14 protein-coding genes and 1 pseudogene are annotated in these 21,436 nt (G+C 70.8%); 9 read left to right on the top strand and 6 right to left on the bottom strand.

Annotated elements, in window-relative coordinates; genetic code table 11:
• The coding region (locus tag PKF00_RS40780) for a type I polyketide synthase (RefSeq protein WP_271223127.1) at positions 1 to 5,807 on the bottom strand (5,807 nt) is incomplete at its 3' end.
• A 571-nt stretch (positions 5,808 to 6,378) separates the two neighbouring features.
• Here PKF00_RS40780 and PKF00_RS40775 point away from each other — a divergent pair.
• Complete coding sequence (locus tag PKF00_RS40775; protein ID WP_271223126.1) at positions 6,379 to 7,806, top strand: acyl-CoA carboxylase subunit beta; 1,428 nt, start codon at positions 6,379 to 6,381, stop codon at positions 7,804 to 7,806.
• An 18-nt stretch (positions 7,807 to 7,824) separates the two neighbouring features.
• Here PKF00_RS40775 and PKF00_RS40770 read toward each other — a convergent pair whose 3' ends face one another.
• Complete coding sequence (locus PKF00_RS40770; protein ID WP_271223125.1) at positions 7,825 to 8,433, bottom strand: FMN reductase; 609 nt, start codon at positions 8,431 to 8,433, stop codon at positions 7,825 to 7,827.
• 145 nt (positions 8,434 to 8,578) lie between these two features.
• Entirely contained in the window at positions 8,579 to 9,712 is a 1,134-nt protein-coding gene (locus PKF00_RS40765; protein WP_271223124.1) for an LLM class flavin-dependent oxidoreductase, read from the bottom strand.
• 263 nt (positions 9,713 to 9,975) lie between these two features.
• On the opposite strand from PKF00_RS40765, the gene PKF00_RS40760 reads away from it, so the two are divergent.
• Positions 9,976 to 10,686, top strand: coding sequence for a TVP38/TMEM64 family protein (locus PKF00_RS40760; RefSeq protein WP_271223123.1), 711 nt, complete (start codon positions 9,976 to 9,978; stop codon positions 10,684 to 10,686).
• An 18-nt stretch (positions 10,687 to 10,704) separates the two neighbouring features.
• On the opposite strand, the gene PKF00_RS40755 is transcribed toward PKF00_RS40760, so the two are convergent.
• Complete coding sequence (locus PKF00_RS40755; RefSeq protein WP_271223122.1) at positions 10,705 to 11,175, bottom strand: hypothetical protein; 471 nt, start codon at positions 11,173 to 11,175, stop codon at positions 10,705 to 10,707.
• A 369-nt stretch (positions 11,176 to 11,544) separates the two neighbouring features.
• Between PKF00_RS40755 and PKF00_RS40750 the strand changes: the two genes are divergently transcribed.
• From PKF00_RS40750 to cydB, 3 genes are all read left to right on the top strand, one after another.
• Positions 11,545 to 12,426 carry a universal stress protein gene (locus PKF00_RS40750; RefSeq protein ID WP_271223121.1) on the top strand — a complete coding sequence of 294 codons (882 nt, stop codon included), beginning with the start codon at positions 11,545 to 11,547 and terminating at the stop codon, positions 12,424 to 12,426.
• Between the two features lie 190 nt (positions 12,427 to 12,616).
• The gene (locus PKF00_RS40745) at positions 12,617 to 14,002 is read left to right on the top strand and encodes a cytochrome ubiquinol oxidase subunit I (protein WP_271223120.1); all 1,386 of its coding nucleotides are present in this window, start codon (positions 12,617 to 12,619) and stop codon (positions 14,000 to 14,002) included.
• 78 nt (positions 14,003 to 14,080) lie between these two features.
• Positions 14,081 to 15,058, top strand: a complete 978-nt coding sequence (gene cydB, locus PKF00_RS40740; RefSeq protein ID WP_271223119.1) for a cytochrome d ubiquinol oxidase subunit II — start codon at positions 14,081 to 14,083, stop codon at positions 15,056 to 15,058.
• Between the two features lie 36 nt (positions 15,059 to 15,094).
• On the opposite strand, the gene PKF00_RS40735 is transcribed toward cydB, so the two are convergent.
• The gene (locus tag PKF00_RS40735) at positions 15,095 to 15,517 is read right to left on the bottom strand and encodes a pyridoxamine 5'-phosphate oxidase family protein (protein WP_271223118.1); all 423 of its coding nucleotides are present in this window, start codon (positions 15,515 to 15,517) and stop codon (positions 15,095 to 15,097) included.
• Positions 15,518 to 16,232: 715 nt separating this feature from the next.
• Between PKF00_RS40735 and PKF00_RS40730 the strand changes: the two genes are divergently transcribed.
• The 3 genes and pseudogenes from PKF00_RS40730 (at position 16,233) to PKF00_RS40720 (ending at position 17,431) form a co-directional block, all read left to right on the top strand.
• Complete coding sequence (locus PKF00_RS40730; RefSeq protein WP_271223117.1) at positions 16,233 to 16,388, top strand: hypothetical protein; 156 nt, start codon at positions 16,233 to 16,235, stop codon at positions 16,386 to 16,388.
• 124 nt (positions 16,389 to 16,512) lie between these two features.
• Positions 16,513 to 16,817: pseudogene (locus PKF00_RS40725) on the top strand (IS5/IS1182 family transposase); the annotation flags it as partial.
• 110 nt (positions 16,818 to 16,927) lie between these two features.
• On the top strand, positions 16,928 to 17,431 hold the full coding sequence (locus tag PKF00_RS40720) for a hypothetical protein (RefSeq protein WP_271223116.1): 504 nt from the start codon (positions 16,928 to 16,930) through the stop codon (positions 17,429 to 17,431).
• A 516-nt stretch (positions 17,432 to 17,947) separates the two neighbouring features.
• On the opposite strand, the gene PKF00_RS40715 is transcribed toward PKF00_RS40720, so the two are convergent.
• Complete coding sequence (locus tag PKF00_RS40715) at positions 17,948 to 19,615, bottom strand: hypothetical protein (RefSeq protein WP_271223115.1); 1,668 nt, start codon at positions 19,613 to 19,615, stop codon at positions 17,948 to 17,950.
• A 419-nt stretch (positions 19,616 to 20,034) separates the two neighbouring features.
• Here PKF00_RS40715 and PKF00_RS40710 point away from each other — a divergent pair, with 419 nt between their 5' ends.
• Positions 20,035 to 21,282 (top strand): glycosyltransferase, encoded by a 1,248-nt coding sequence (locus PKF00_RS40710; RefSeq protein ID WP_271223114.1) that lies wholly within the window; start codon positions 20,035 to 20,037, stop codon positions 21,280 to 21,282.
• The last annotated feature ends 154 nt before the right edge of the window (positions 21,283 to 21,436 follow it).

Below are 21,436 nucleotides of genomic sequence, written 5' to 3'. Positions count from 1 at the left end.
AGGTGGTCGGTCCAGTAGGTGGGGGAGGTGAGTTGTTGGGGGGTGGCGGTGGTGCCGGTGTGGTCGGAGATGAGGTTGAGGGTGGGGGGGTGGTAGGTGAGTTGGCTGATGGTGTCGTGGAAGGTTTCGAGGATGGGGTTCATGTGGTGGGAGTGGAAGGCGTGGCTGACGGTGAGGGGTTTGGTTTTGCGGCCTTGGGCGGTGAAGGTGGCGGTGAGGTGGGCGACGGCGTGGGGGTCGCCGGAGATGACGGTGGAGGTGGGGGTGTTGAGGGCGGCGATGGTGACGCCGGGGGTGAGGTGGGGGGTGATTTCTTGTTCGGTGGCTTGCAGGGCGGTCATGGCGCCGCCGGGGGGCAGGGTGTTCATGAGGTGGGCGCGGGTGGCGACCAGGAGGGTGGCGTTGGGTTCGTCGAGGACGCCGGCGATGTGGGCGGCGGTGAGGGCGCCGATGGAGTGGCCGGCGACGGCGGTGGGGTGGATGTTCCAGGAGTGCAGGAGGTGGTGGAGGGCGACCTGGAGGGTGAACAGGGCGGGTTGGGTGTAGAGGGTCTGATTGAGCAGGTCCGTGTGCTCGGGGTTGAGGATGACGTCGCGGAGGGGGACGGGGGCGTGTCCGGTGAGGTGGTGGTCGAACAGGGTGGTGAGGCGGTCGACGGTTTGGGCGAAGACGGGGAAGGCGTGGTAGAGGTCGTGGCCCATGCCGGGGCGCTGACTGCCCTGCCCGGTGAACAGGTAGGTCAGGTGGGGGGTCGTGGCGGCGGAGGCGCCGGTCACGATGCCGGAGCCGAGGGCGATGCCGCTTCCGGCGAAACCGTTCCTGCGTCCGGCGCCGTTTCCGTCAGGCCCGTCTCCGCTGGCGGCGAGGGTGCGCAGGCGGTCGGTGAGTTCTTGGCGGGTGTGGCCGAGGACGACGGCGCGGTGTTCGAAGACGGCGCGGGTGGTGGCCAGGGAGTGGGCCACGTCCGCCGGGTCCAGGTCGGGGTGCTGGTCCAGGTGGGCGGCGAGTCTGCCGGCCTGGGCGGTGAGGGCGGTGGCCGAGCGGCCTGACAGGGCCCACGGCACCGCCGGCAACGCCCGCCCCCTGCCCTCCGCCTCGACCCCAACCCCAGCCCCGGTCTCGACCCCAACCCCAGCCCCAGTCCCAGTCCCGGCACCGGTCCCGGTCTCGGCCCCCGCTCCAACCTCAGCCGGAGCGCCGGTTCCGGCACCGGTCTCGCCCTCAGCCCCGGTCTCGATCCCGGCTTCGATCTCGGTGTCGGATGTGCTCCGTGTGCCGGGGGTCGCGTCCGGTCGGCGGGTGGTGGGCGTCTCAGGTGCCGTGCTTTCCGGGGCCTGTTCGATGATGACGTGGGCGTTGGTGCCGCTGATTCCGAACGACGACACGCCCGCGCGTCTGGCTCGCCCTGTCCGTGGCCAGGCGATGGTCTCGGTCAGCAACGAGATTCTCCCGTCGGCCCAGTCGATGTGGTCGGACGGCTGGTCCACGTGGAGCGTCCGGGGCAGAACCCCCTGCTGGATGGCCTGTACGACCTTGATGATCCCGGCGACTCCGGCGGCGGCCTGGGTGTGGCCGATGTTGGATTTGAGGGAGCCGAGCCACAGGGGCCGACCGGTGTCTCTGCCCTGGCCGTAGGTGGTCAGCAGCGCCTGGGCTTCGATGGGGTCGCCGAGGGTGGTGCCGGTGCCGTGGGCCTCGATCATGTCCACGTCGGCGCCGGTCAGCGCCGCGTCCTCGAGCGCCTTGCGGATCACCCGCTGCTGAGAGAGCCCGTTGGGGGCGGTCAGGCCGTTGCTGGCGCCGTCCTGGTTGACGGCGGTGCCGCGGATGACGGCCAGCACCCGGTGGTTGTTGCGTTGGGCGTCGGAGAGGCGTTCGACGAGCAGGAGGCCGACGCCTTCGGCCCAGCCGGTGCCGTCGGCCGCGGCGGCGAAGGCCTTGCAGCGACCGTCGGGAGCCAGCCCGCCCTGCCGGGAGAACTCCGTGAACATCCCCGGAGTGGACATGACGGTCACCCCGCCCGCCAGCGCCAGATCGGACTCCCCCGAGCGTAGCGACTGGACCGCCAGGTGCAGCGCGACCAGCGACGACGAGCAGGCCGTGTCGACGGTCACCGCGGGTCCCTCGAGCCCCAGGGTGTAGGAGATCCGGCCCGAGGCCACGCTCGACGCGGTCCCGGTCAGCGCGTACCCCTCCGCGCCCTCGGCCGTCTCGTGCAGGCGTGGGCCGTAGTCCTGCGGCATCATGCCGACGAACACTCCTGTGCGGCTGCCCCGCAACGACGCCGGCACGATCCCGGCCCGTTCGAGGGTCTCCCACGCCACCTCGAGCAGCAGGCGCTGCTGCGGGTCCATCGCGGCCGCCTCACGGGGGCTGACACCGAAGAACTCGGCGTCGAACCGGTCCGCTTCGTGCAGGAAGCCGCCCTCCCGGGTGGTGGAGGTGCCGGGCCGTACCGCGTCGGGGTCGTACAGGGCGTCCACATCCCATCCCCGGTTGGCGGGGAAGGTCCCGACGGCGTCGGCGCCGCTGAGCACGAGATCCCAGAGCTTCTCCGGGGTGTCGGCTCCTCCCGGCCACCGCCCGGCCATCGCGACCAGCGCGATCGGCTCGTTCTCCGGCGTCTCCCGGGGGCGGGCGACGGTCGCGGCCTGTTCCGCCGTACGGCCCGCGGACGCGGCGCGCAGATGTCGTGCGAGGGCGAGCGGGGTGGGGTGGTCGAAGGTGACGGTCGCGGGGATCGCGAGCCCGGTCGCGGAGGCCAGGCTGTCACGCAGCTCGACCGCGCCGAGCGAGTCGAGCCCCAGGTCCTTGAACGTGCGGTCCCCGGTCACGGCCTCGGGACTGTCGTGTCCGAGGACTCCGGCGGTCGCGGAGACCACCAGGTCGAGCACGGCCTGCTCCCGTGCCTCCTCGGGCAGCGTGGCGATCCGGGCGGCCAGCGCGTTTTCTGGCTCCGGCGCGGCGGCGGTCCGGTCGGCGGTGTCCTGGGAGGCCGGGTTCCGGGGGGCCGTGTCCCGTGCGCCCACGCCGTGCGGCTCCGAGTCGCGCGCCCCGTGTTCCTGGACGACCTCCTCCCGCGTGCCCCCGTACGGCACGGCCACGGCGTCGAGCCAGTGGCGACGGCGCTGGAAGGCGTAGGTGGGCAGCGGCACCCGTTGTGCGCCGGGGGGCAGCGCGCGCGTCCAGTCGACCCGCGCTCCGTGCACGTGCAGCTGGGCGAGCGCCCGCAGGAACTGGTCAAAACCGCCGTTCCCACGCCGTAGTGATCCGGTGACCACACTGTCGAGCGCGCCGGGGATGTCCGGGGCGGCGCTTTCGAGGATCTGCCTGAGTCCCACGGCCAGGATCGGATGCGGGCTCGTCTCGACGAACACGTCGTGGCCGTCGCCCAGCGCGCTGCGCACGGCCTGGTCGAACTCGACGGTCTGCCGGAGGTTGCGGTACCAGTAGCCGGCGTCGAGCCCGGCGGTGTCGAGCAGGCCGCCGGTGACGCTGGAGTAGAACGCGACGTCCGTGCCGCGCGAGCCGTACCGGGGCAGGATCTCCAGCAACCGGTCCCGCACCGCCTCCACGTGGGCGGAGTGCGAGGCGTAGTCGATCCGCACGCGCCTGACCGGGACGTCCTCCGCCAGGTACAGGGCGACGAGTTCGTCGAGCGCGTCCGCGTCACCCGAGACCACGGTCGCCGACGGGCCGTTGACGGCGCCGATGTTCAGCCGCCCTTCCCAGCGCGTGAGCCGCGGGCGGACCTGCGCCGCGGGCAGCGGGACCGACGCCATCCCGCCGCGTCCCGAGATCGCGGCGATCGCCTGGCTGCGGAGCACCACGATCGCGGCGGCGTCCTCCAGGGTCAGCGCCCCGGCCACGTGGGCGGCGGCGATCTCGCCCTGCGAGTGCCCGATCACCGCGTCGGGACGGACTCCGAACGACTCCCAGAGCCGGGCGAGCGCGACCATGACCGCGAACAGCGCGGGCTGGACGACGTCGACCCGGTCCAGCGAGGGCGCTCCGGGAAGGTTCCACAGCACGTCGTCGGGTGACCAGTCCACGTGCGGTCGCAGGGCGTCGGCGACGGCTCTCAGGTGCCCGGCGAACACCGGTGAGGCGTCGGCGAGCTCCCTGCCCATGCCCACCCACTGTCCGCCCTGGCCGGGGAAGACGAACACGGTGCGGCCGAGATCGCGAGCCGTTCCCCGCACCGTGCTCTGAAGCGGGCCCGGCGCGTGCTCACCCGCGCCGAACGTCCTGAGCCGCTCACGCAGTTCCCGGCCGTCCTGCCCCACCAGCACCGCCCGGTGTTCGAACGCCGTCCGCGTGGTCGCCAGCGAGAAGGCGAGGTCCGGCAGGTCCCGCTCGAACGCCGGGGAGTCGGCCAGCCCGGCCGCCTGCTCGCGCAGCGCGGCCTGACTCCGGGCGGACAGGACCAGGGGCACGGCGGGCGGGACGACGGGGACGGTCGTCCCCGGCTCCGCGGGCTCGCCGGTCCCGGGTTCGGCGGGGGTCTTCGCGGGCGGCTCCGCGAGCACGACGTGGCAGTTCACGCCCCCGACGCCGAAGGAACTGACCCCCGCGACGAGCGGGGCGTCAGGGCGTGGCCAGGGGAGCAGCGTCCTGGCCACCCGCAGGTTCAGCGCCTCGAGGTCGATGCGCGGATTGGGCGTCTCGAAGTTCAGGCTGGGCGGAACCTCGCGGTTGCGGATGCTCAGGATGGTCTTGAGCAGCCCGGCGATGCCCGCCGCCCCTTCGAGGTGGCCGACGTTCGTCTTGACGGAGCCCACGACCAGTGGCCGCTCCGCGGGCCTGGCACGGCCCAGGGCCGCGCCGAGCGCGGCGGCCTCCACGGGGTCGCCGACCTTCGTGCCGGTGCCGTGCAGCTCGACGACCTGCACCGCGGAGGCGTCGACCCCGGCCCTGCTCACGGCCAGGCGCACGACCTCCTCCTGAGCGGAGGCGTCGGGCACGGTGAGGGCGCTGGTCGCACCGTCGTTGTTGACCGCGCTGCCGAGGATGACGGCGTGAACGTCGTCCCCGTCGGCCAGCGCCCGCGCCAGCGGCTTGAGCACGACCAGGCCGCCGCCCTCTCCCCGGACGTAGCCGTTGGCGCGGGCGTCGAAGGTGAAGCAGCGTCCGTCCGGTGAGAGGCCGCCGAACCGGTTCGCGGTCACGGTGCTCTCCGGGACCAGGTTGAGGTTGACCCCGCCCGCCAGGGCCACGGCCGACTCGCCGGAGCGCAGGCTCTCACAGGCCAGGTGCACGGCCACCAGCGCCGACGACTGGGCGGTGTCCACGGTCAGGCTGGGGCCGCGCAGGCCGAGGAAGTAGGAGATCCGGTTCGCCAGGATCCCCCGGGTCAGCCCCGCGAGGGTGTGCCGGGTGACGGCGTTCTCACCCCGCTGGTACACGAGGGTGGCGTAGTCGGCGGCCATGGCGCCGAGGAACACCCCGCCTCCGGCCCCGGCCAGGTCGGCGGGCAGGATTCCGGCGTCCTCCAGAGCCTCCCAGGCCAGCTCGAGGACGAGCCGTTGCTGGGGGTCCATGGCCGCCGCCTCGCGCGGGGAGACGCCGAAGAAGTCGGCGTCGAACAGGTCGACCTGGTCGAGGAACCCGCCGCGGTGACCCGCGAGCCGGGGTTCGGCCAGCAACCGTCTCTCCGAGGGCTCGCCGATCGCGTCGCGTCCCGAGCTCAACAGCTCCCACAGGTCCGCCGGGTTGCGCGCGCCCGGCAGCCTGCAGGCGAGCCCGACCACCGCGATCGCCCCCTCGACCGTCCTGCCGCCGGCACCGCCAGAGCGCGTCGTTTCCATGGGCTCGTTTCCTGCCATTGTGAATATCCGTCTCTTGTCGTGCCTGGCGCGCTTCGCCGGCCGTCTTCGCCGTATGGCTGGTGTCGAGTGCTGGAATATCGACCGCGCTCGGTGCCGGGCCGTGATGGTTTCCTGTTTCCGGCACCTTCGGTTCGGGCGCGGTCCGGCGTCCCGTGGAATGCCCCTGGGGTGCCGTAATTAAATGGCGCGTCAACGAGAATGTGACGGATCGCCCGGCCGTGCGCGGCCGCTGGAGAACGAACCTGCCGTCAGGGCCTCTGTTCGGCGGGCAGCGGCGCGCTACGGTTGGAACTCAGCGACAGGCAGGGGTGAATCGTGGGCTGTGCGTGCACGGGTGCTTGCTCGAGAATATTTCCCTGTTCACGCTGTCGACGGTCGCATAAATTTCCCGACAAAGTCAAGCGGGATTTGGGGTATTGTTCTTCTCTGGCCGCTCATAAGGCTTTCTTTGCCTTCATTCATTAAGAATCGTAATTGGACGCGCCGGTGGATGACGCTTAGCGTTCAAATGAGCATCATCGGTTAAAAGGGAAGACGTGGGGGGAAGTTCATGACCGCAGTCGCGGCGCTGCCAGGGGAGATCGACCGCGATTTCCGTGAGCCGGAGACCCGCCTCGCCCGCCTGCTCGACCCGGGGTCGGTCACGCCGCTGCACCCCGCGGACGCCGGCGGAGTGCTCGCGGTGGGCGGGCGGATCGACGGGCATCCGGTGATCGCGTTCTGCACCGACGCCACGGTCATGGGCGGAGCCCTGGGCGCGGTGGGCGCGCTGCACATCGTGGCGGCGGTCGACGAGGCCGTACGGCGCCGCTGCCCGGTCATCGGCCTGTGGCACTGCGGGGGAGCGAGACTGGCCGACGGGGTCGAGTCGTTGCACGGCGCGGGCCAGGTGTTCGCCGCCAAGATCCGCGCCTCCGGCGTGGTGCCGCAGATCTCCGTCGTCGTCGGACCCGCGGCGGGGGCGGCCGCCTACGGGCCCGCGCTCACCGACGTGATTGTCATGTCCAGGGCGGGGCGGGTGTTCGTGACGGGGCCGGACGTGGTCCGCAGCGTGACCGGCGAGGAGATCGACATGGAGCAGCTCGGCGGCGCGGAGGCCCACGGCCGCCGCTCCGGCGTCGTGCACGTGATCGCCTCCGACGAGGACGACGCCTACCGGCGTGCCCGGCGGATCGCGCTGGCCTTCGAGAGGCCGGGCCGCTACGACCTGGAGAGCCTGGACGACGAGCGTGATCCCGCGGCGCTGCTGCCTGCGTCGCCGCGCATGGCCTACGACATCCGTCCGCTGGTGCGCGAGCTGCTCGACGCCGATGACGACGGTTCGACCTTCGAGGAGTTCCAGGCCCGGTGGGCGCCGAACATCGTCGTCGGGCTCGGCCGTCTCGCCGGCCACTCGGTGGGCGTCGTGGCGAACAACCCGTTGCGCAAGGGCGGGTGCCTGGACTCCCTTTCCGCGGAGAAGGCCTCCAGGTTCGTGAGGATGTGCGACGCCCTCGGGGTCCCGCTGGTCGTGCTGGTCGACGTCCCCGGCTACCTGCCGGGCGTCGCCCAGGAGTGGGAGGGAGTCGTCCGCCGTGGGGCGAAGCTGCTGCACGCCTTCGCCGAGGCGAAGGTGCCCCGCGTGACGGTGGTCCTCCGTAAGTCGTACGGCGGCGCCTACATCGCCATGAACTCCCGGTCACTCGGCGCGACGAAGGTCTTCGCGTGGCCCGGCGCCGAGGTGGCGGTCATGGGGGCGGAGGCCGCGGTCGGCATCCTGCACCGCAGGCGTCTGGCCGCGGTGCCAGAGGAGGAGCGGGAGGGGCTGCGCGCCACGCTCGTCCGGGAGCACGAGGAGGTGGCGGGCGGCGTGCGCAGGGCGCTGGACCTCGGCGTGGTGGACGAGGTCATCGACCCGCGCACGACCCGCCACCGCCTCGCCGAAGCGCTGGCGGAGGCCCGGGTCCTGCGCGGTCACCACAACAACATCCCCCTGTGACGGCGGCCCCGGGCAAGGTCAGGGGCGCAGGGCCGCGAGTTGCTGTTCGAACGGCACGACCGTGTCGGTGACGGCGGGCCTGCGCGCCATCAGGTCGGCCAGCTCCCCGGCCGCCCTGGCGATGCGGGCGGCGAGTCCGTCGTCGTGCGAGTTCCCGCCCGTGCCCCAGTCCTCCGACGCCGCGTAGACGGCGGTGGGCACGACGAGGGCGCGCAGGTAGACGAACATCGGGCGCAGCGCGTGCTCCAGGGCGAGCGAGTGCCGCGCGGTGCCGCCGGTCGCCGCGATGAGGACGGGCTTGGCGACGAGCGCGGTGTTGTCGATCACGTCGAAGAACGACTTGAACAGCCCGCTGTAGGAGGCCGTGAAGATCGGCGTCACGGCGATGACGCCGTCCGCCTCCGTCACCCTCTCGATCGCCTCACGCAACGCGGCGGCGGGGAACCCGGTCACCAGGTTGTTGGCGATGTCCGTGGCCAGGTCGCGCAGTTCGACCACGCTCACCTCGACCGCGCGCTCCTCGGCCAGGCGACGCCTGGCCGCCTCCGCCAGCCGGTCGGCCAGCAGGCGCGTGGACGACGGCCGGCTGAGACCGGCCGAGACGGCCACGAGCTTCAGGGGCCTCATCGTTTCTCCTCCTGTTCCTCTGCGAATTCCTGTGCGTGTCTCCTCGGGGTCTCCGCGCCCGCGGACCGCCCCGCGCGAAGACCCCGGTGAACGTCCTTCGCGGGCGTTTCGGCGAAGGTCTCCGCGCGGCCTCGCCGCGGGCGGGTCAGGACGCCGAGCCCGCGGGAACGGACGGCCTGCCGTCCGCCTCCGCCTCGGCGCGCCGCCTGGCGACGAGGGCCTCGTGGGTGGGGCCGTCAGGCACCTGGCTCGGCCGCCCCGAGGCGAACTCCTTGCGCAGCACCGGCACGACCTCCTCGCCCAGGATGTCCAGCTGCTCCAGCACGGTCTTCAGCGGCAGCCCGGCGTGGTCCATCAGGAACAGCTGGCGCTGGTAGTCGCCGAAGTGCTCCCTGAAGGTCAGGGTCTTGTCGATGACCTCCTGAGGGCTGCCGACCGTGAGCGGGGTCTGCTCGGTGAACTCCTCCAGCGAGGGGCCGTGGCCGTACACGGGCGCGTTGTCGAAATAGGGCCGGAACTCGCGCACCGCGTCCTGGGAGTTGCGGCGCATGAAGACCTGGCCGCCGAGCCCGACGACGGCCTGCTCGGGGGTGCCGTGCCCGTAGTGGGCGAAGCGCTCCCTGTACAGCTCGATCAGGCGGACGAAGTGCTCCTTCGGCCAGAAGATGTTGTTGGCGAAGAAGCCGTCACCGTAGTAGGCGGCCTGCTCGGCGATCTCCGGGCTGCGGATCGAGCCGTGCCAGACGAACGGCGGCACGCCGTCCAGCGGGCGAGGCGTGGAGGTGAAGGACTGCAGGGGAGTGCGGAAACGGCCCTCCCAGTCCACGACCTCCTCGCGCCACAGCCGGTGCAGCAGCGCGTAGTTCTCGATGGCCAGCGGGATGCCCTGGCGGATGTCCTGGCCGAACCACGGGTAGACCGGGCCGGTGTTGCCGCGCCCCAGCATCAGGTCCACCCGCCCCTCGGCCAGGTGCTGCAGCATCGCGAAGTCCTCGGCGATCTTCACCGGGTCGTTCGTGGTGATCAGGGTCGTGGACGTGGAGAGGATGAGGCGCTCGGTCCGCGCGGCGACGTAGCCGAGCATGGTGGTCGGCGAGGACGGCACGAAGGGCGGGTTGTGGTGCTCGCCGGTGGCGAAGACGTCGAGCCCGACCTCCTCCGCCTTGAGCGCGATGGCGACCATGGCCTTGATCCGCTCGTGTTCGGTCGGCGTCCTGCCCGTAGTGGGGTCTGCGGTGACGTCGCCCACGGTGAAGATCCCGAACTGCGTCGTGCTCATCGTCCTCCTTTAGGTTGAAGTTTCAACTACCCTGAACGCGTCGCGAGGTGGGACTATTCCTGGGGCCTGATGCGGCCACGACCGCGGAGCGTTCGGGGGTCGACCGCGCCGGAGGCGGGGCGTAGCGTCATGCGTAGCCGCGTCCCGCCCGGCGCGCCCGCGCGGTGACCGCGCGGCGTCCACGCGGTGCTGCCCGGATCCCCCGGTCCGCGCGGGGCCGGGCAGACGCCGCGACCGATGTGTGGAACGTCCGGGAGGCACCCTTGCCGCGCAGGCTCGCGTTCATGGCCCTGGGGGTCGCGGTGTTCGTGCTGGTGGCCTTCTTCGTCGTCGAGGCGCTGGGAGCGCCCCTTCTCGTGGACCCCTTCGACGGGCTCACCGGGGACGGACCCGCCGCCGCCCTCCTGGGGGTGGGGCTGCTCGTCGCCGACGTGCTGATCCCGGTTCCCTCAAGCCTTGTCATGACCGCGTTCGGCGCGCTCTACGGCCTGTTCGCCGGCGCGCTCCTGGCGTGGGCCGGCGGGGTCGGCGCGACGGTGGTCGGCTTCGCCCTGGGACGTCGCGGAACCGGCTTCGTCACCCGGCACGCCGGCCCCGCCGAGCGCGAGCGCGCCGAGCGCCTGCTGGCCCGCTGGGGCGTGCTCGCCGTCATCGTCACCCGGCCGCTGCCCGTGCTGGCCGAGACGGTCGCGATCGTGGCGGGGGCCTCTTCCCTGACCTGGCGGCAGCTGCTCGTCGGCGCGACGGTCGGCACGTCGCCCGCCGCCGTCGTCTACGCCCTCGCGGGCGCCGTCGCGCCGGGGCTGGCCACCGGAGTGCTGGTGCCCGCGCTGGTCTTCGCCCTGGCGGGGTTCGGCTGGTTCGCCGCCAGACTCGTCGAACGCCGAGTCGACACCAGGGCCGCCGTCGCCCCTCCACGGAGTCATGGAGGGGCCGTCGACCCCTCGGGCAGGCCGGGGGAGAGCCACCCCTGAAGGGGCCCGCGGGTGCGCTCATCCGCTCTGACGCGAGCGATGGCAGGTCAGGCGCCGGTGGACCACCGCGGTCGTCAGCCCGTAGACCAGGTGCGGGACGATGTCCGAGATCCAGGAGACGGTGTCCCAGCGGCGCGGGTCGGTCAGCCCGAGCGCGACGAGAGGGAGGTCTCCGGCCGCCATCGCGGCGGCGGACAGGCCCAGGGCGGCCACCGGCAGCGGCGGGCGTCCGCCGTCGGCGAGCAGGCCGTACAGCGCGCCGACACCGATGCCCGCCCCGTATCCGAGCAGCGCGCCCAGGCCGGTGCGCCTGTTGACGCCGACGTCTCCGGGGCCGAGATCGAGACCCGCCCGGCTCGCGAGCCTGTCCGCGGCCTCGGCGGGCACGTCGCTCGCCGGACGTCCGCGGACGAGCATGTCCAGATAGGTGACGGCGTCCAGCGCGGTCGTGCCCGCCGCGCCCGCCATGACTCCGGCGCTCAGACTCATGGGCGGTACTCCTCCCGTGCACGGGCTCCCCGGTCGCGGCCCCGAACCGGTGCCCCGGTCGTCGTCGGAGCCGGTGCCCCGGGTGTCGCGTGGGCCGGTTCGCCGGTCGTCGTCCGCGCCCGTCTCCGGATCGCTCCGCGAACCGGCTCCCATGACCGGTTCCTCCGAACCGTTGACCAGGACCGTTGACCAGGTTGGTATGCCCGCCGTGCCTGGGGCCATGCTCATCGGCGCTCATCGGCGTCCCCTGGCACGGCTGCGGACGGGCCGTAGGTCCTCGAAGAACGGGGCTTTCGACCGCTGCCCGCCGGGCAGGGAGACGGTCATATGAGAAGCGACCGTATGAGAACGGCAACCCAGGAGGTCGGCATGACAGCGCACGTGGTGGTGGGAACGGACGGCTCGCCCTCGGCGGACGCCGCGGTCGGGTGGGCGGCGCAGGACGCTGCTCGGCGCGGATGCGTCCTGAGGATCGTCCACGTGCGTGAGGCCTGGGGGCGCGGTGCCGAGTCCGGGACGCACCCCGGATTCGACGACTCCCAGGCGGAGGAGGCCCGGAACGTGCTCGACGCGGCGAAGGACCTGGCGCGCGGGCGCGCCCCGGGCGTCACCGTGGAGACCTCCCTGGAGGCGGGCAAGTCGGCCGAGGTCCTGCGTCGGGAGGCCGAGGACGCCGAGCAGGTCGTGGTCGGCAGCCGCGGGCGCGGTGGATTCGCCGGACTGTTGCTCGGCTCCGTCTCCCTCGCGCTGGCCGGACACGTGGCGGCCCCGGTCGTGGTCGTCAGAGGAAAGGACGTCGTCGAGGGAGATCGGGAGACACGGGGCGAGATCGTCGTCGGGTTCGACGGCTCGCCCGAGTCCGAGGCCGCGCTGGAGTACGCCTTCCAGGAGGCCTCCCGCCGCGGCGCGAGGCTGCGCGCGCTGCACGCCTGGCAACTGCCCGTGCTGACGACGGGCATCGCCGCCTACACTCCGCTGATCGAGGACGTCTCCGACGGCGAACGGCGGCTCGCCGCGGAGACCCTCGCCCCGTGGCGTGAGAAGTATCCGCAGGTCGAGGTGGAGGAGAAGGTGTTCTACGCGCATCCCGTCTTCGCTCTCGGCGAGGCCTCGGCCGCCGCGGACCTGGTGGTCGTCGGCTCTCGGGGACTGGGCGGCTTCGGCTCGGCCGTACTCGGCTCGGTGAGCCACGGGGTGCTGCACCACGCCGACTGCCCCGTCGCCGTGGTGCGCGCCAGAGGCGAGGGGTGAGTCCGGCCCTCGCCACGGGAGCACCCGCGGGAACGAGGAAGGCGTTCGGCCCGGGGAGATGATCCAGGTCCGGACGATCAGGACGAAAGTCCTTCATGCGCAGGCCCGCCGACCCTACGGCGGGCCTGCGCCGTTTCGGAACCCTGGTGGGAAAAGCGGGGGACACCACCAGTGAGACGGAGCACCACCCATGGACGTCTTGGACCTGTCGCGCTGGCAGTTCGGGATAACGACGGTCTACCACTTCTTCTTCGTTCCACTGACGATCGGCCTGTCGCTCATCGTGGCGGGCCTGCAGACCGCGTGGCACCGCACGGGGAACCCCGCCTACCTGCGGCTGACGAAGTTCTGGGGAAAGCTCTTCCTGATCAACTTCGCGATGGGCGTGGTCACCGGCATCGTGCAGGAGTTCCAGTTCGGGATGAACTGGAGTGACTACTCACGCTTCGTCGGCGACGTGTTCGGCGCCCCGCTGGCGATGGAGGGCCTGGTGGCCTTCTTCCTCGAGTCCACCTTCCTCGGACTGTGGATCTTCGGGTGGGACCGGCTCTCACCCAGGCTGCACCTGGCGGCGATCTGGGCGGCGGCGATCGGCAGCGCCCTGTCGGCGTACTTCATCCTGGCGGCCAACTCGTGGATGCAGCATCCGGTCGGCTACCGCCTCAACCCGGAGACGGGCCGCGCCGAACTCACCGACATCTGGGCGGTGCTCACCAACTCCACGAACCTGGTCACCGTCCCGCACGTCCTCTTCGGCGCGTTCGTCGCCGCCGGGATGTTCGTCCTCGGAGTGAGCGCCTGGCAGCTCCTCAGGAAGAGGCACGTCGAGCTGTTCCGCACCTCCGCGCGCCTCGGCATGGTCGTCACCCTGATCGCCTCCGTCGGCGTCGCGGCGAGCGGCCACCTGCAGGCGCAGATCATGACCAGACAGCAGCCGATGAAGATGGCCGCCGCCGAGGCGCTGTGGGACGACGAGACCTCCGCCGGTTTCTCGCTGTTCGCCGTCGGCGACGTCCAGCAGGGTCGCAACCACATCAACCTGCAGATCCCGTACGGCCTCAGCCTGCTGGCGACCGACACCCTGGACGGCCGCGTCGAGGGGATCAACGACATCCAGGCCCGATACGAGACCCAGTACGGCCCCGGCGACTACCGTCCCGTCATCGGCCTGACCTACTGGTCCTTCCGCCTGATGATCGGGTTCGGGGTGCTGGCCGGGCTGCTCGCTCTGGCGGGCCTGTGGCTCACCCGCCGCGGCAGGCTGCCGAAGAACCCGTGGTTCTACCGCGCCGCGATCTGGGGCATCGGCCTGCCGCTTCTCGCCAACTCGCTGGGATGGATCTTCACAGAGATGGGACGGCAACCCTGGACCGTCTTCGGCGTCATGCGCACGGCGGCGGCGGTCTCACCCGGCGTCGACGTCACCGAGGTCGCGATCACCCTGGCCGGGTTCACCCTCCTCTACGGCGTGCTCGCGGCGGTCGAGATCGGGCTGCTGGTGAAGTTCGTCCGGCGCGGGCCTGAGGACGAGACGGAGCACGAGCCCGCGGACGCCGTCCCCACCCTTTCCTACTGACACACGTGGAAGCGGCCCTCGGGAAGATCCCCCTTCCCCCGAGACCGTTCTTTCGAAGTTCCTCACTAAGGACCGCTCATGGAACTCACCACCGTCTGGTTCCTGCTCATCGCCGTACTGTGGACCGGCTACTTCGTCCTGGAGGGTTTCGACTTCGGCGTCGGCGTCCTGCTGCCCCTCCTCGGCAGGGACGAGCCTGACAGGCGGACGATCCTGGCCACCATCGGACCGGTCTGGGACGGCAACGAGGTCTGGCTGCTGGTCGCGGGAGGCGCGACCTTCGCCGCCTTCCCCGAGTGGTACGCCACCCTGTTCTCCGGCTTCTACCTGCCGCTCTTCCTCATCCTGGTCGCGCTGATCCTGCGCGGCGTCGCCATCGAGTACCGGGGCAAGAGCGACAGCCCGCGCGGCTGGGACCGGGCCATGTTCTTCGGATCGCTGCTTCCCGCCTTCCTGTGGGGCGTGGCGTTCGCCAACATCGTCAGGGGCGTCCCGCTGGACGCCGACCACGAGTACACCGGGTCGCTGCTCACCCTGCTCAACCCGTACGCGCTGCTGGGCGGCCTGGCCACGCTCACGCTGTTCACCCTGCACGGCGCGCTGTTCCTGACACTGCGCACCGACGGCGACCTGCGGGCGCGCGCCGCCACCCTGACCAGGGCACTGGCACTGGCCGCGCTCGCCGTCGGCGGGACCTTCCTCGCGATCACCCAGCTCACCCTGGGCAGGCCCGCCACCTGGGCCAGCGCTGCCGTGGCGGCCGTGGGGATCGGGGGCTCGCTGCTGGCGACCCTGCGCGGCAGGGACGGCTGGGCGTTCACGGCCAGCGCTGTGGCGATCGTCGCGGTCACCGTCACGCTGTTCGGCAACCTGTGGCCCGACGTGATGCCCGCCCTGAACCCGGCCAACAGCCTGACCGTCGAGAACGCCGCCTCGACGCCCTACACGCTCACGGTGATGACCTGGGTCGCCGTCATCTTCACCCCGGTCGTCCTGGCCTACCAGGGCTGGACGTACTGGGTGTTCCGCCGCCGCCTCACGCGGAGCACGCCGTGACCACGACGGCCCCACGAGAAGCGCGGGGCGGTGAGGTCACTCGAGCGGATCGCCGTGCCGGACGCGAAGGCCGGTGATCTGCTCGGTTCGGATCGTGATGAAGTAGTCGCGGCCCCCGCGCGTCCAGGGGATCAGCGGGAGCCGCTCCATCCTGGCGATCTCCTCGGGAGCGTAGACCGCTCTCGCGTGACCGACGACGGTGACCGACCAGCCGGTGCGCGTCCCCGCGTCGAACTCGTCGGCCTCGAAGGCGACCACGCCGCCGCTCGCCGCCGTCGCGAGCTTCGACCCCGACATGGTGCGGATGACGATGTCCTCGCCGTCCAGACAGAAGGCGACGGGCTGCACCGCGGGCAGGGCGCGGTCGGTGAACACGATTCGTCCGATCCCGGCTGTGGAGAGCAGCTCCCGGCATTCACACCGGGAAAGCGCCCACGATCCGGGGGAGTCGAGTTGCATGCGCACAACCCTGCACGAGACTTCGCGAGCCCCGGCAGAGGCTAAGGTCCCGTCATCGGCGACGGTTCGCCTGCATCCGCGCCGCCACCGGGTGCGGCGCCCCATGTCGAGTTCGGACAGCAGGTTCGAAACATCGTTCTTCTTCCGGGGCAGACCGGGTGAGGAGCGGCCTTCCCCGTTCTCGTGCCGCCGCACCTGGTCAGAGAACCCCGTGACCACGTTGCCCTGTGTCATTCGATGGCAACCCGACCCGTACCGCAGGGCCGCCAAGGCCTGAGCACCGGAAGCGGGGCGGCAGCCTGCTTTTCCGGTTCGGCGAAAGTGAACCCTTGTGCCTCGGCCGGTCAGGGCAGCTTGTGTCGGCGAACTGTGGCTCCGATAGTGCGTGCTAGGTGCCGGGCCGTGGCGGTACGGGCGTGAGCCAGTCGGGTAGCGGTGGGGCCGGTTGCATGACGTAACCATCCCGAAAGGACGCCCGTTCAGGGCGGTGTTACCGGCGCCACTGCGGCGGAAAGATGATTTCGGTCGGGTGCGCGGCACGGGTGGCGGCGTGTGCCTCTGGTGGGGTGGGTGGTGTGTGCGGCGGTCCGGGAGTGATTTCAGCCCGGACCGCCACACTGGTGTCACCCCACGGAGTAGTCACTATCTGCAACTTAATTATTACACAGAGTCATGTGACGATGAGGTGTCGGTAACTCCTCACCAAAGGAGCATCATGAACACCACGCGCACCATGCCGCACCTGTCCGCCCCGGTCGAGCGCACCATCACCGGAACCGCCGCAAGCGACACCGTCAGTGTTGTCCTGTCGGAGAAGCTCTATGGCTCAAACCCCCTCGGCCTCCCTTTCGCGGGTGACGACGACAACTGATCGTCTGCCGTGAAGTGGCCCCGTCGTTCTTCGGAGCGGTGGGGCCGTCGCATGCCATACATGAGGGCGGCGGCGCGTACCCCGGTGCGGCGGGCGGCGACGTGTGGACGACCGGGCGATCCTGGCCGTCGAACCGCTGGTGCGTGGCATCCCGCCGATCCGTTCCCGGTGCGGGCGGCGACGGCGCCGCCCGGCCAAGTCGCACAGTGACAAGGGCTATGACTCCCTCACGTGCGGTGTTTCCCGCGGTGGCGCGGCGTGGACTCCAGCCAGCGCCTGGGCCGTCATCGCCGGGTCATCGAACGAACGATCGCCTGGCTGAGCGGACGCCGTCGGCCGCGTCGCCGCTACGAGCGCCGTGCCGATCACTTCGCGGCCTTTGTCGCCCTGGTCACCGCCCTCATCTGCTACCGCCGACTGGCCACGTGAAAGCGGTCTTGGGCCCGCGGTCCACGGAAGGCTATGTGGGTTGCCTGGCACCGGCCAGGAAATGTCAGTTCATGATCGTAGGCTTGCCGCTCATGACGGATTCCCGCAGTGTGTCATTCGATCTGCACGTTTCCTACCGACAGGCGTACCTCGTCGATGAGACCGATGACGCCATGGGCCCGGGCGACCTACTTCGTGACCATCCCACGCATCCCGTCGGGATCATACGGGTGGCGGACGGCTGCGCCTTTCTGATCACAGGTCTGCACACGGGCACGGTCGGCTTCTCGGTGACCGTGGCCGACCACGACCCGGGAGCCGACACCGAGGGCTACGAGGACATCGTGGAGATCAGCTTCGAATCCGAGGCCGGGCAGGTCTCTCTGCACGAGTGCGGCGGCGAAAAATTCCATGAGCTGCCCGAGTTGCCCGCAGGACCAGGGTGGTACCGGTTGCGTTACCACGCCCAGGACATGGACAAGGCCGCGGAGATCGACACCTCCAGAGAGATCATCGACCGCTATCTGCTGCAGATCTGGCCTCAGAGCGAGTCCGTCCCACGCGTGGTCAAGAGCGCGAGCGGATCGCTCGCCTACTGGCGCCAGCCGCGCTGACACCCGAGAGGTCTCCACCGCCCGATGGCGACGGTCTCCGTCCGGATCAGCCGTAGAGATGATCTCTGCTGCCAAATGAGATGATCTCTTAGGGCGGGGAAGGTTGACGATCAGGCTCCATGAGCGCACGTCGTAGAAGTCACGCTCTCTCGTCAGGACGAAGAACCGCAGCCCTCCCAGGTAGCCGTACTCGACTTCCGTGGAGTTCGGAGACTTCCGCCATTCGACGGCCTGTGGGCCGAGCCTCTGGAAACCCGTAATCACGACGTCCCCTCGGGAGACCGGGACGGCTGGTTACGGAGGCGGGCGTAGTGAAGGGCGGTGCGCTCGATCTCGCTGACCTGCTGCGAGGCGTGCACCGCCCGTCGCCGCTGCGCGTCCCGGCTCGCGTATCACCGGAACCGCTCTCCGTCGGCGTCCTGTTCACGGGCCAGGCGGTCCATCCGCATCCAGCTGGCCGGCGTGCCCGCGTTCATCCCCGGGTCCTTGGCGACCGAGGCGATCGATGGAACGTCGCTACGCCGCTCTCCTAGCCGGATAGACGAGGATGAGATCCACGCCTGGACGCGTGTACAGGCGCAGCCGGTAGGTGCCGGGACCGCTGCGCGCGAGATTGGGGAAGCGCACCTTGCTCGCCGACAGCTTCTGCATCACCAGGTGTCCCGACTCGCTGACGACATCCGCCTCGACCACCTCGTCCCAGCCTTTGCGTCGCAGAGGTGGCGGGGCCGAGCGCAGCGCCTTCGCGGTGACGCAGGTCGCCCAGTCCTGGCTGGGGGTGAAGATCAGGGCCAGCTGACCGCTGGCTGCCAGGACGCCGGTCGACTCCGCATTCCAGATCGCCTCGGAGTCTTCCTCGGTGTCCGCTTCCGCGTCGTAGATGCCGTAGGGCAGGGTGTCCCAGTCGTAATAGGACGCGGTCGCCTGGAACCGGGTACGCAGCGCGGGCCACGGGTCGCGACACATGGCGTCCTCCTTGCGCGCCTCGCGCTCCCGCTGTTTGCGCTCGACGCTCTCCTTCTCCGCCTGCCGCCGGCCGATCTGCGCGGACGACAGCAACAGATCCGGATATCTCTGTCCGATCACCTCCGGGCAGAGCAGCGCGAGCAGCGCAGGCCGAGCCCTGACCGGCTCCCCGGCTGCGAACCTGGTGCACGCGGCCCGGCCCCTGCCGAGCAGTTCCTGGTCCGAGACACGCAGATCAGAGGGCTTGCTCACGCTGCACATGTAGGCCCGATCGCGCTCGTGGGCCGGGATGTCCGCGACACGTGGCGGTTCCGACGCCGCCCAGCATTCCATGAGCTCATCGCTCTGCCAGGTGTAGGTGAGATAGGGGCGGCCCTCGGGGCCGACGACCATCAACAGGAGGACCGCGGGCACGGCCGCGAGCGCTGCGGGCACTCGCAGAGGCGCCTTCTGCCTCGGCTCACGGTTCAGCTCATGCGCCGTGCGCGCCAGCCAGACGACGTAGAGCACATCCATCGCCTCAGCGATCGACTCGATCGTGCTGCCGCGCGTCAGGGTGTCTACGAGCTCCACCAGGAACGCGCTCGCGAACGTGCCCAGACCGATGAGGAGCGTCACTCGGCTCCAGCGTCCGTCGCGCCGCTGAGCGAGCAGGAGCATCACCATCATGACGAACGTGGCCACCGCCGCGGCCATGACAGTCGCTCGGTAGGCCGGACTCATGAAGAGCTGGGGCCTTGAGGCGTCCATCAGGCCGATCGCGAGCGATCCGGCCGGCTCCACCAGTCCGATCAGGAGCAGAGCGAGTCGGAAGGGCCGGCCTGACCCGGTGAGCACCACCGTGAGCAGCACGAGCGCAGGCACCCAGAGCGCCAGCCCGATGACCGTCTCGACCAGGTCGGGAAGCAATGAGGGGATCAGCAGCCACATCACGTCGGCGTACAGCAGCAGCCGTAGCCATGTGGCCGCCCCACGCGTCGGCACGGCCATAGGCGCGGGTCCCCGCAGAACCTGCCACAGCATCCACGAGTTCACCAGCCCGAGCAGCAGCAGTCCGCCCAGCACCGGCAGCAGAGGGGACTTCCCGACGATCTCGCCGGGCGGGTACCACATGGTGGCCAGCCATGCGGGTGTCGCCGTGCCGATCACCAGGCTGAGGACGATCGAACCGAGGGTGATGACTAAATAGGCAGAAGCCGCCAAACGGTATATGCGCACAGTGAGGCATGATCGTAGTACGACCGAGCAGTGCTCTCGTGGAGGACCAGGTGGGGTTCCCCGGAGCTGGTCGACCAACACGGTCCACGGCCGTTACACGCAGAACCTATGGAATGCACGTTCTGCCGGGTGAGCCGGTCACGCTGCGGAAGCCGTTGCCAGGATCAACACGATCGCGCGTGCCCGATGACACGACTCTTGACGACACCCCGATCAGCCTCGAAGTAGCTGATCGGAGTCGTCTCCCCAGGCGGGAGGAGATCGCCTGCTGGGCGGCGAAGCAATAAAAAAAGGCAAGGGGGATATCCGCTCCCTGCCACTACCAACGTATAGCGCATGGGGGGCCTTGCCACAAGGCCCCGGTCGTACCGCACAATCACCCTTCGACATCGGAACGTACGGAGATCGGGGGCCGCGGAATGCGCGTTGTGTTGGTGACCTACGGGTCGCGCGGGGACGTCGAGCCGATGACGGGGCTGGCGGTGCGGCTACGGGCGCTCGGCGCCGAGGTGCGGGTGTGCGCGCCGCCGGACTTCGCGGAGCTGCTGAACGATGTCGACGTGCCGCTGAGTCCCGTCGGCTGGCCGATCCGCGCGCTGGCGACGGGGGCGATCCCCGGCAAGGCGAAGGCGGGCCTTTCCGACATCGCCGCCGAGCTGACCGCCATGGCCTACGAGGCGGTCGCCGGGGTGGCCGAGGGCTGCGCCGCGGTGGTGGCCACCGGCTCGTTCCCGGCCCTGGCCGGTACGCGGACGGCGGCCGAGAAACTGGGCGTGCCCTATGTGTTCACCTCATTCTCCCCGTGTTACCTGCCGTCGCCGCACCACCCGCCTCTTCGCCGGCCGGGCCAGGTGATCCCCCCTGAGGTGACCGGCAACCGGGGGCTGTGGGACCTGCACGCCGAGCACATGGAAGCCCTGTTCGGCGACACGATCAACACCCACCGGGCCTCGATCGGCCTGCCGCCGGTGAGCGGCGTCCGCGACCACGTCTTCACCGGTCACCCGTTCCTGGCGGCCGACCCGGTCCTGGGCCCGTGGCAGGAGACGCCGGAGCTCGACGTGACGCAGACCGGCGCGTGGATCCGGCCGGACGAGCGCCCGCTCCCGGCCGGCCTGGAGGCGTTCCTGGCCGCCGGTGCGAAGCCGGTGTACGTGGGCTTCGGCAGCATGCCGATGCGGGGCGCGAACGCGCAGGAGGTCTCCCGGGCCGTCATCGAAGCGGTCCGGACGCAGAATCGCCGCGTCCTGCTCGGGAGCGGCTGGGCCGACCTGGCCCTGATCGACGACCGGGACGACTGCTTCGTCGTCGGTGAGGTCAACCAGCAGGCGCTGTTCCGCCGGGTGGCCGCGGTCGTGCACCACGGCGGCGCGGGCACCACGACGACGGCGGCCCGTGCCGGGGCGCCGCAGGTGATCGTGCCCCAGGTCGCGGACCAGCCGTACTGGGCGGGCCGGGTGACCGAGCTGGGCATCGGCGCGGGACACGACGGTCCGACGCCGACCGCCGAGTCCCTGCCGGCCGTCCTCGAGATCGCCCTGGCCCCCGAGACCGGTGCCCGCGCGGCCGTCGTGGCCGAGACGGTCCGCACCGACGGGGCGGAGCAGGCCGCGAAGCTTCTGCTCGACATGATCGGCCGGAGTGGGTCCGCGCTGTCGGCGGGCTGATCCCCCGGAGGTCACCCAGGCAGGCGGCCCGCCGGTCCGTGCGTGCCCGCGGTCCGGCCGTCGTTTCAGCCGTCGTTCCAGCGGTGGTTCCCCGCCATGTGCCTCGGCCCTTGGCCTGGGCGGATCGTCCCTCTGGGAGAGCCTGCGGAATCGG

Origin of the sequence: Streptosporangium carneum, from assembly GCF_027922005.1 — a bacterium.
GTDB lineage: Bacteria > Actinomycetota > Actinomycetes > Streptosporangiales > Streptosporangiaceae > Streptosporangium > Streptosporangium carneum.
The sequence above is the reverse complement of the archived record's forward strand: the minus strand, read 5'-3'. Positions and strand labels throughout refer to the sequence as shown.

What these genes read in the sequence shown, in the direction of transcription:
- cydB (WP_271223119.1), top strand. Translation starts at nt 14,081, where the DNA reads ATGGAACTCACCACCGTCTGGTTCCTGCTCATCGCCGTACTGTGGACC.
- PKF00_RS40750 (WP_271223121.1), top strand. Translation starts at nt 11,545, where the DNA reads ATGACAGCGCACGTGGTGGTGGGAACGGACGGCTCGCCCTCGGCGGAC.
- PKF00_RS40775 (WP_271223126.1), top strand. Translation starts at nt 6,379, where the DNA reads ATGACCGCAGTCGCGGCGCTGCCAGGGGAGATCGACCGCGATTTCCGT.
- PKF00_RS40765 (WP_271223124.1), bottom strand. Translation starts at nt 9,712, where the DNA reads ATGAGCACGACGCAGTTCGGGATCTTCACCGTGGGCGACGTCACCGCA.
- PKF00_RS40770 (WP_271223125.1), bottom strand. Translation starts at nt 8,433, where the DNA reads ATGAGGCCCCTGAAGCTCGTGGCCGTCTCGGCCGGTCTCAGCCGGCCG.
- PKF00_RS40745 (WP_271223120.1), top strand. Translation starts at nt 12,617, where the DNA reads ATGGACGTCTTGGACCTGTCGCGCTGGCAGTTCGGGATAACGACGGTC.
- PKF00_RS40735 (WP_271223118.1), bottom strand. Translation starts at nt 15,517, where the DNA reads ATGCAACTCGACTCCCCCGGATCGTGGGCGCTTTCCCGGTGTGAATGC.
- PKF00_RS40710 (WP_271223114.1), top strand. Translation starts at nt 20,035, where the DNA reads ATGCGCGTTGTGTTGGTGACCTACGGGTCGCGCGGGGACGTCGAGCCG.
- PKF00_RS40730 (WP_271223117.1), top strand. Translation starts at nt 16,233, where the DNA reads ATGAACACCACGCGCACCATGCCGCACCTGTCCGCCCCGGTCGAGCGC.
- PKF00_RS40755 (WP_271223122.1), bottom strand. Translation starts at nt 11,175, where the DNA reads ATGAGTCTGAGCGCCGGAGTCATGGCGGGCGCGGCGGGCACGACCGCG.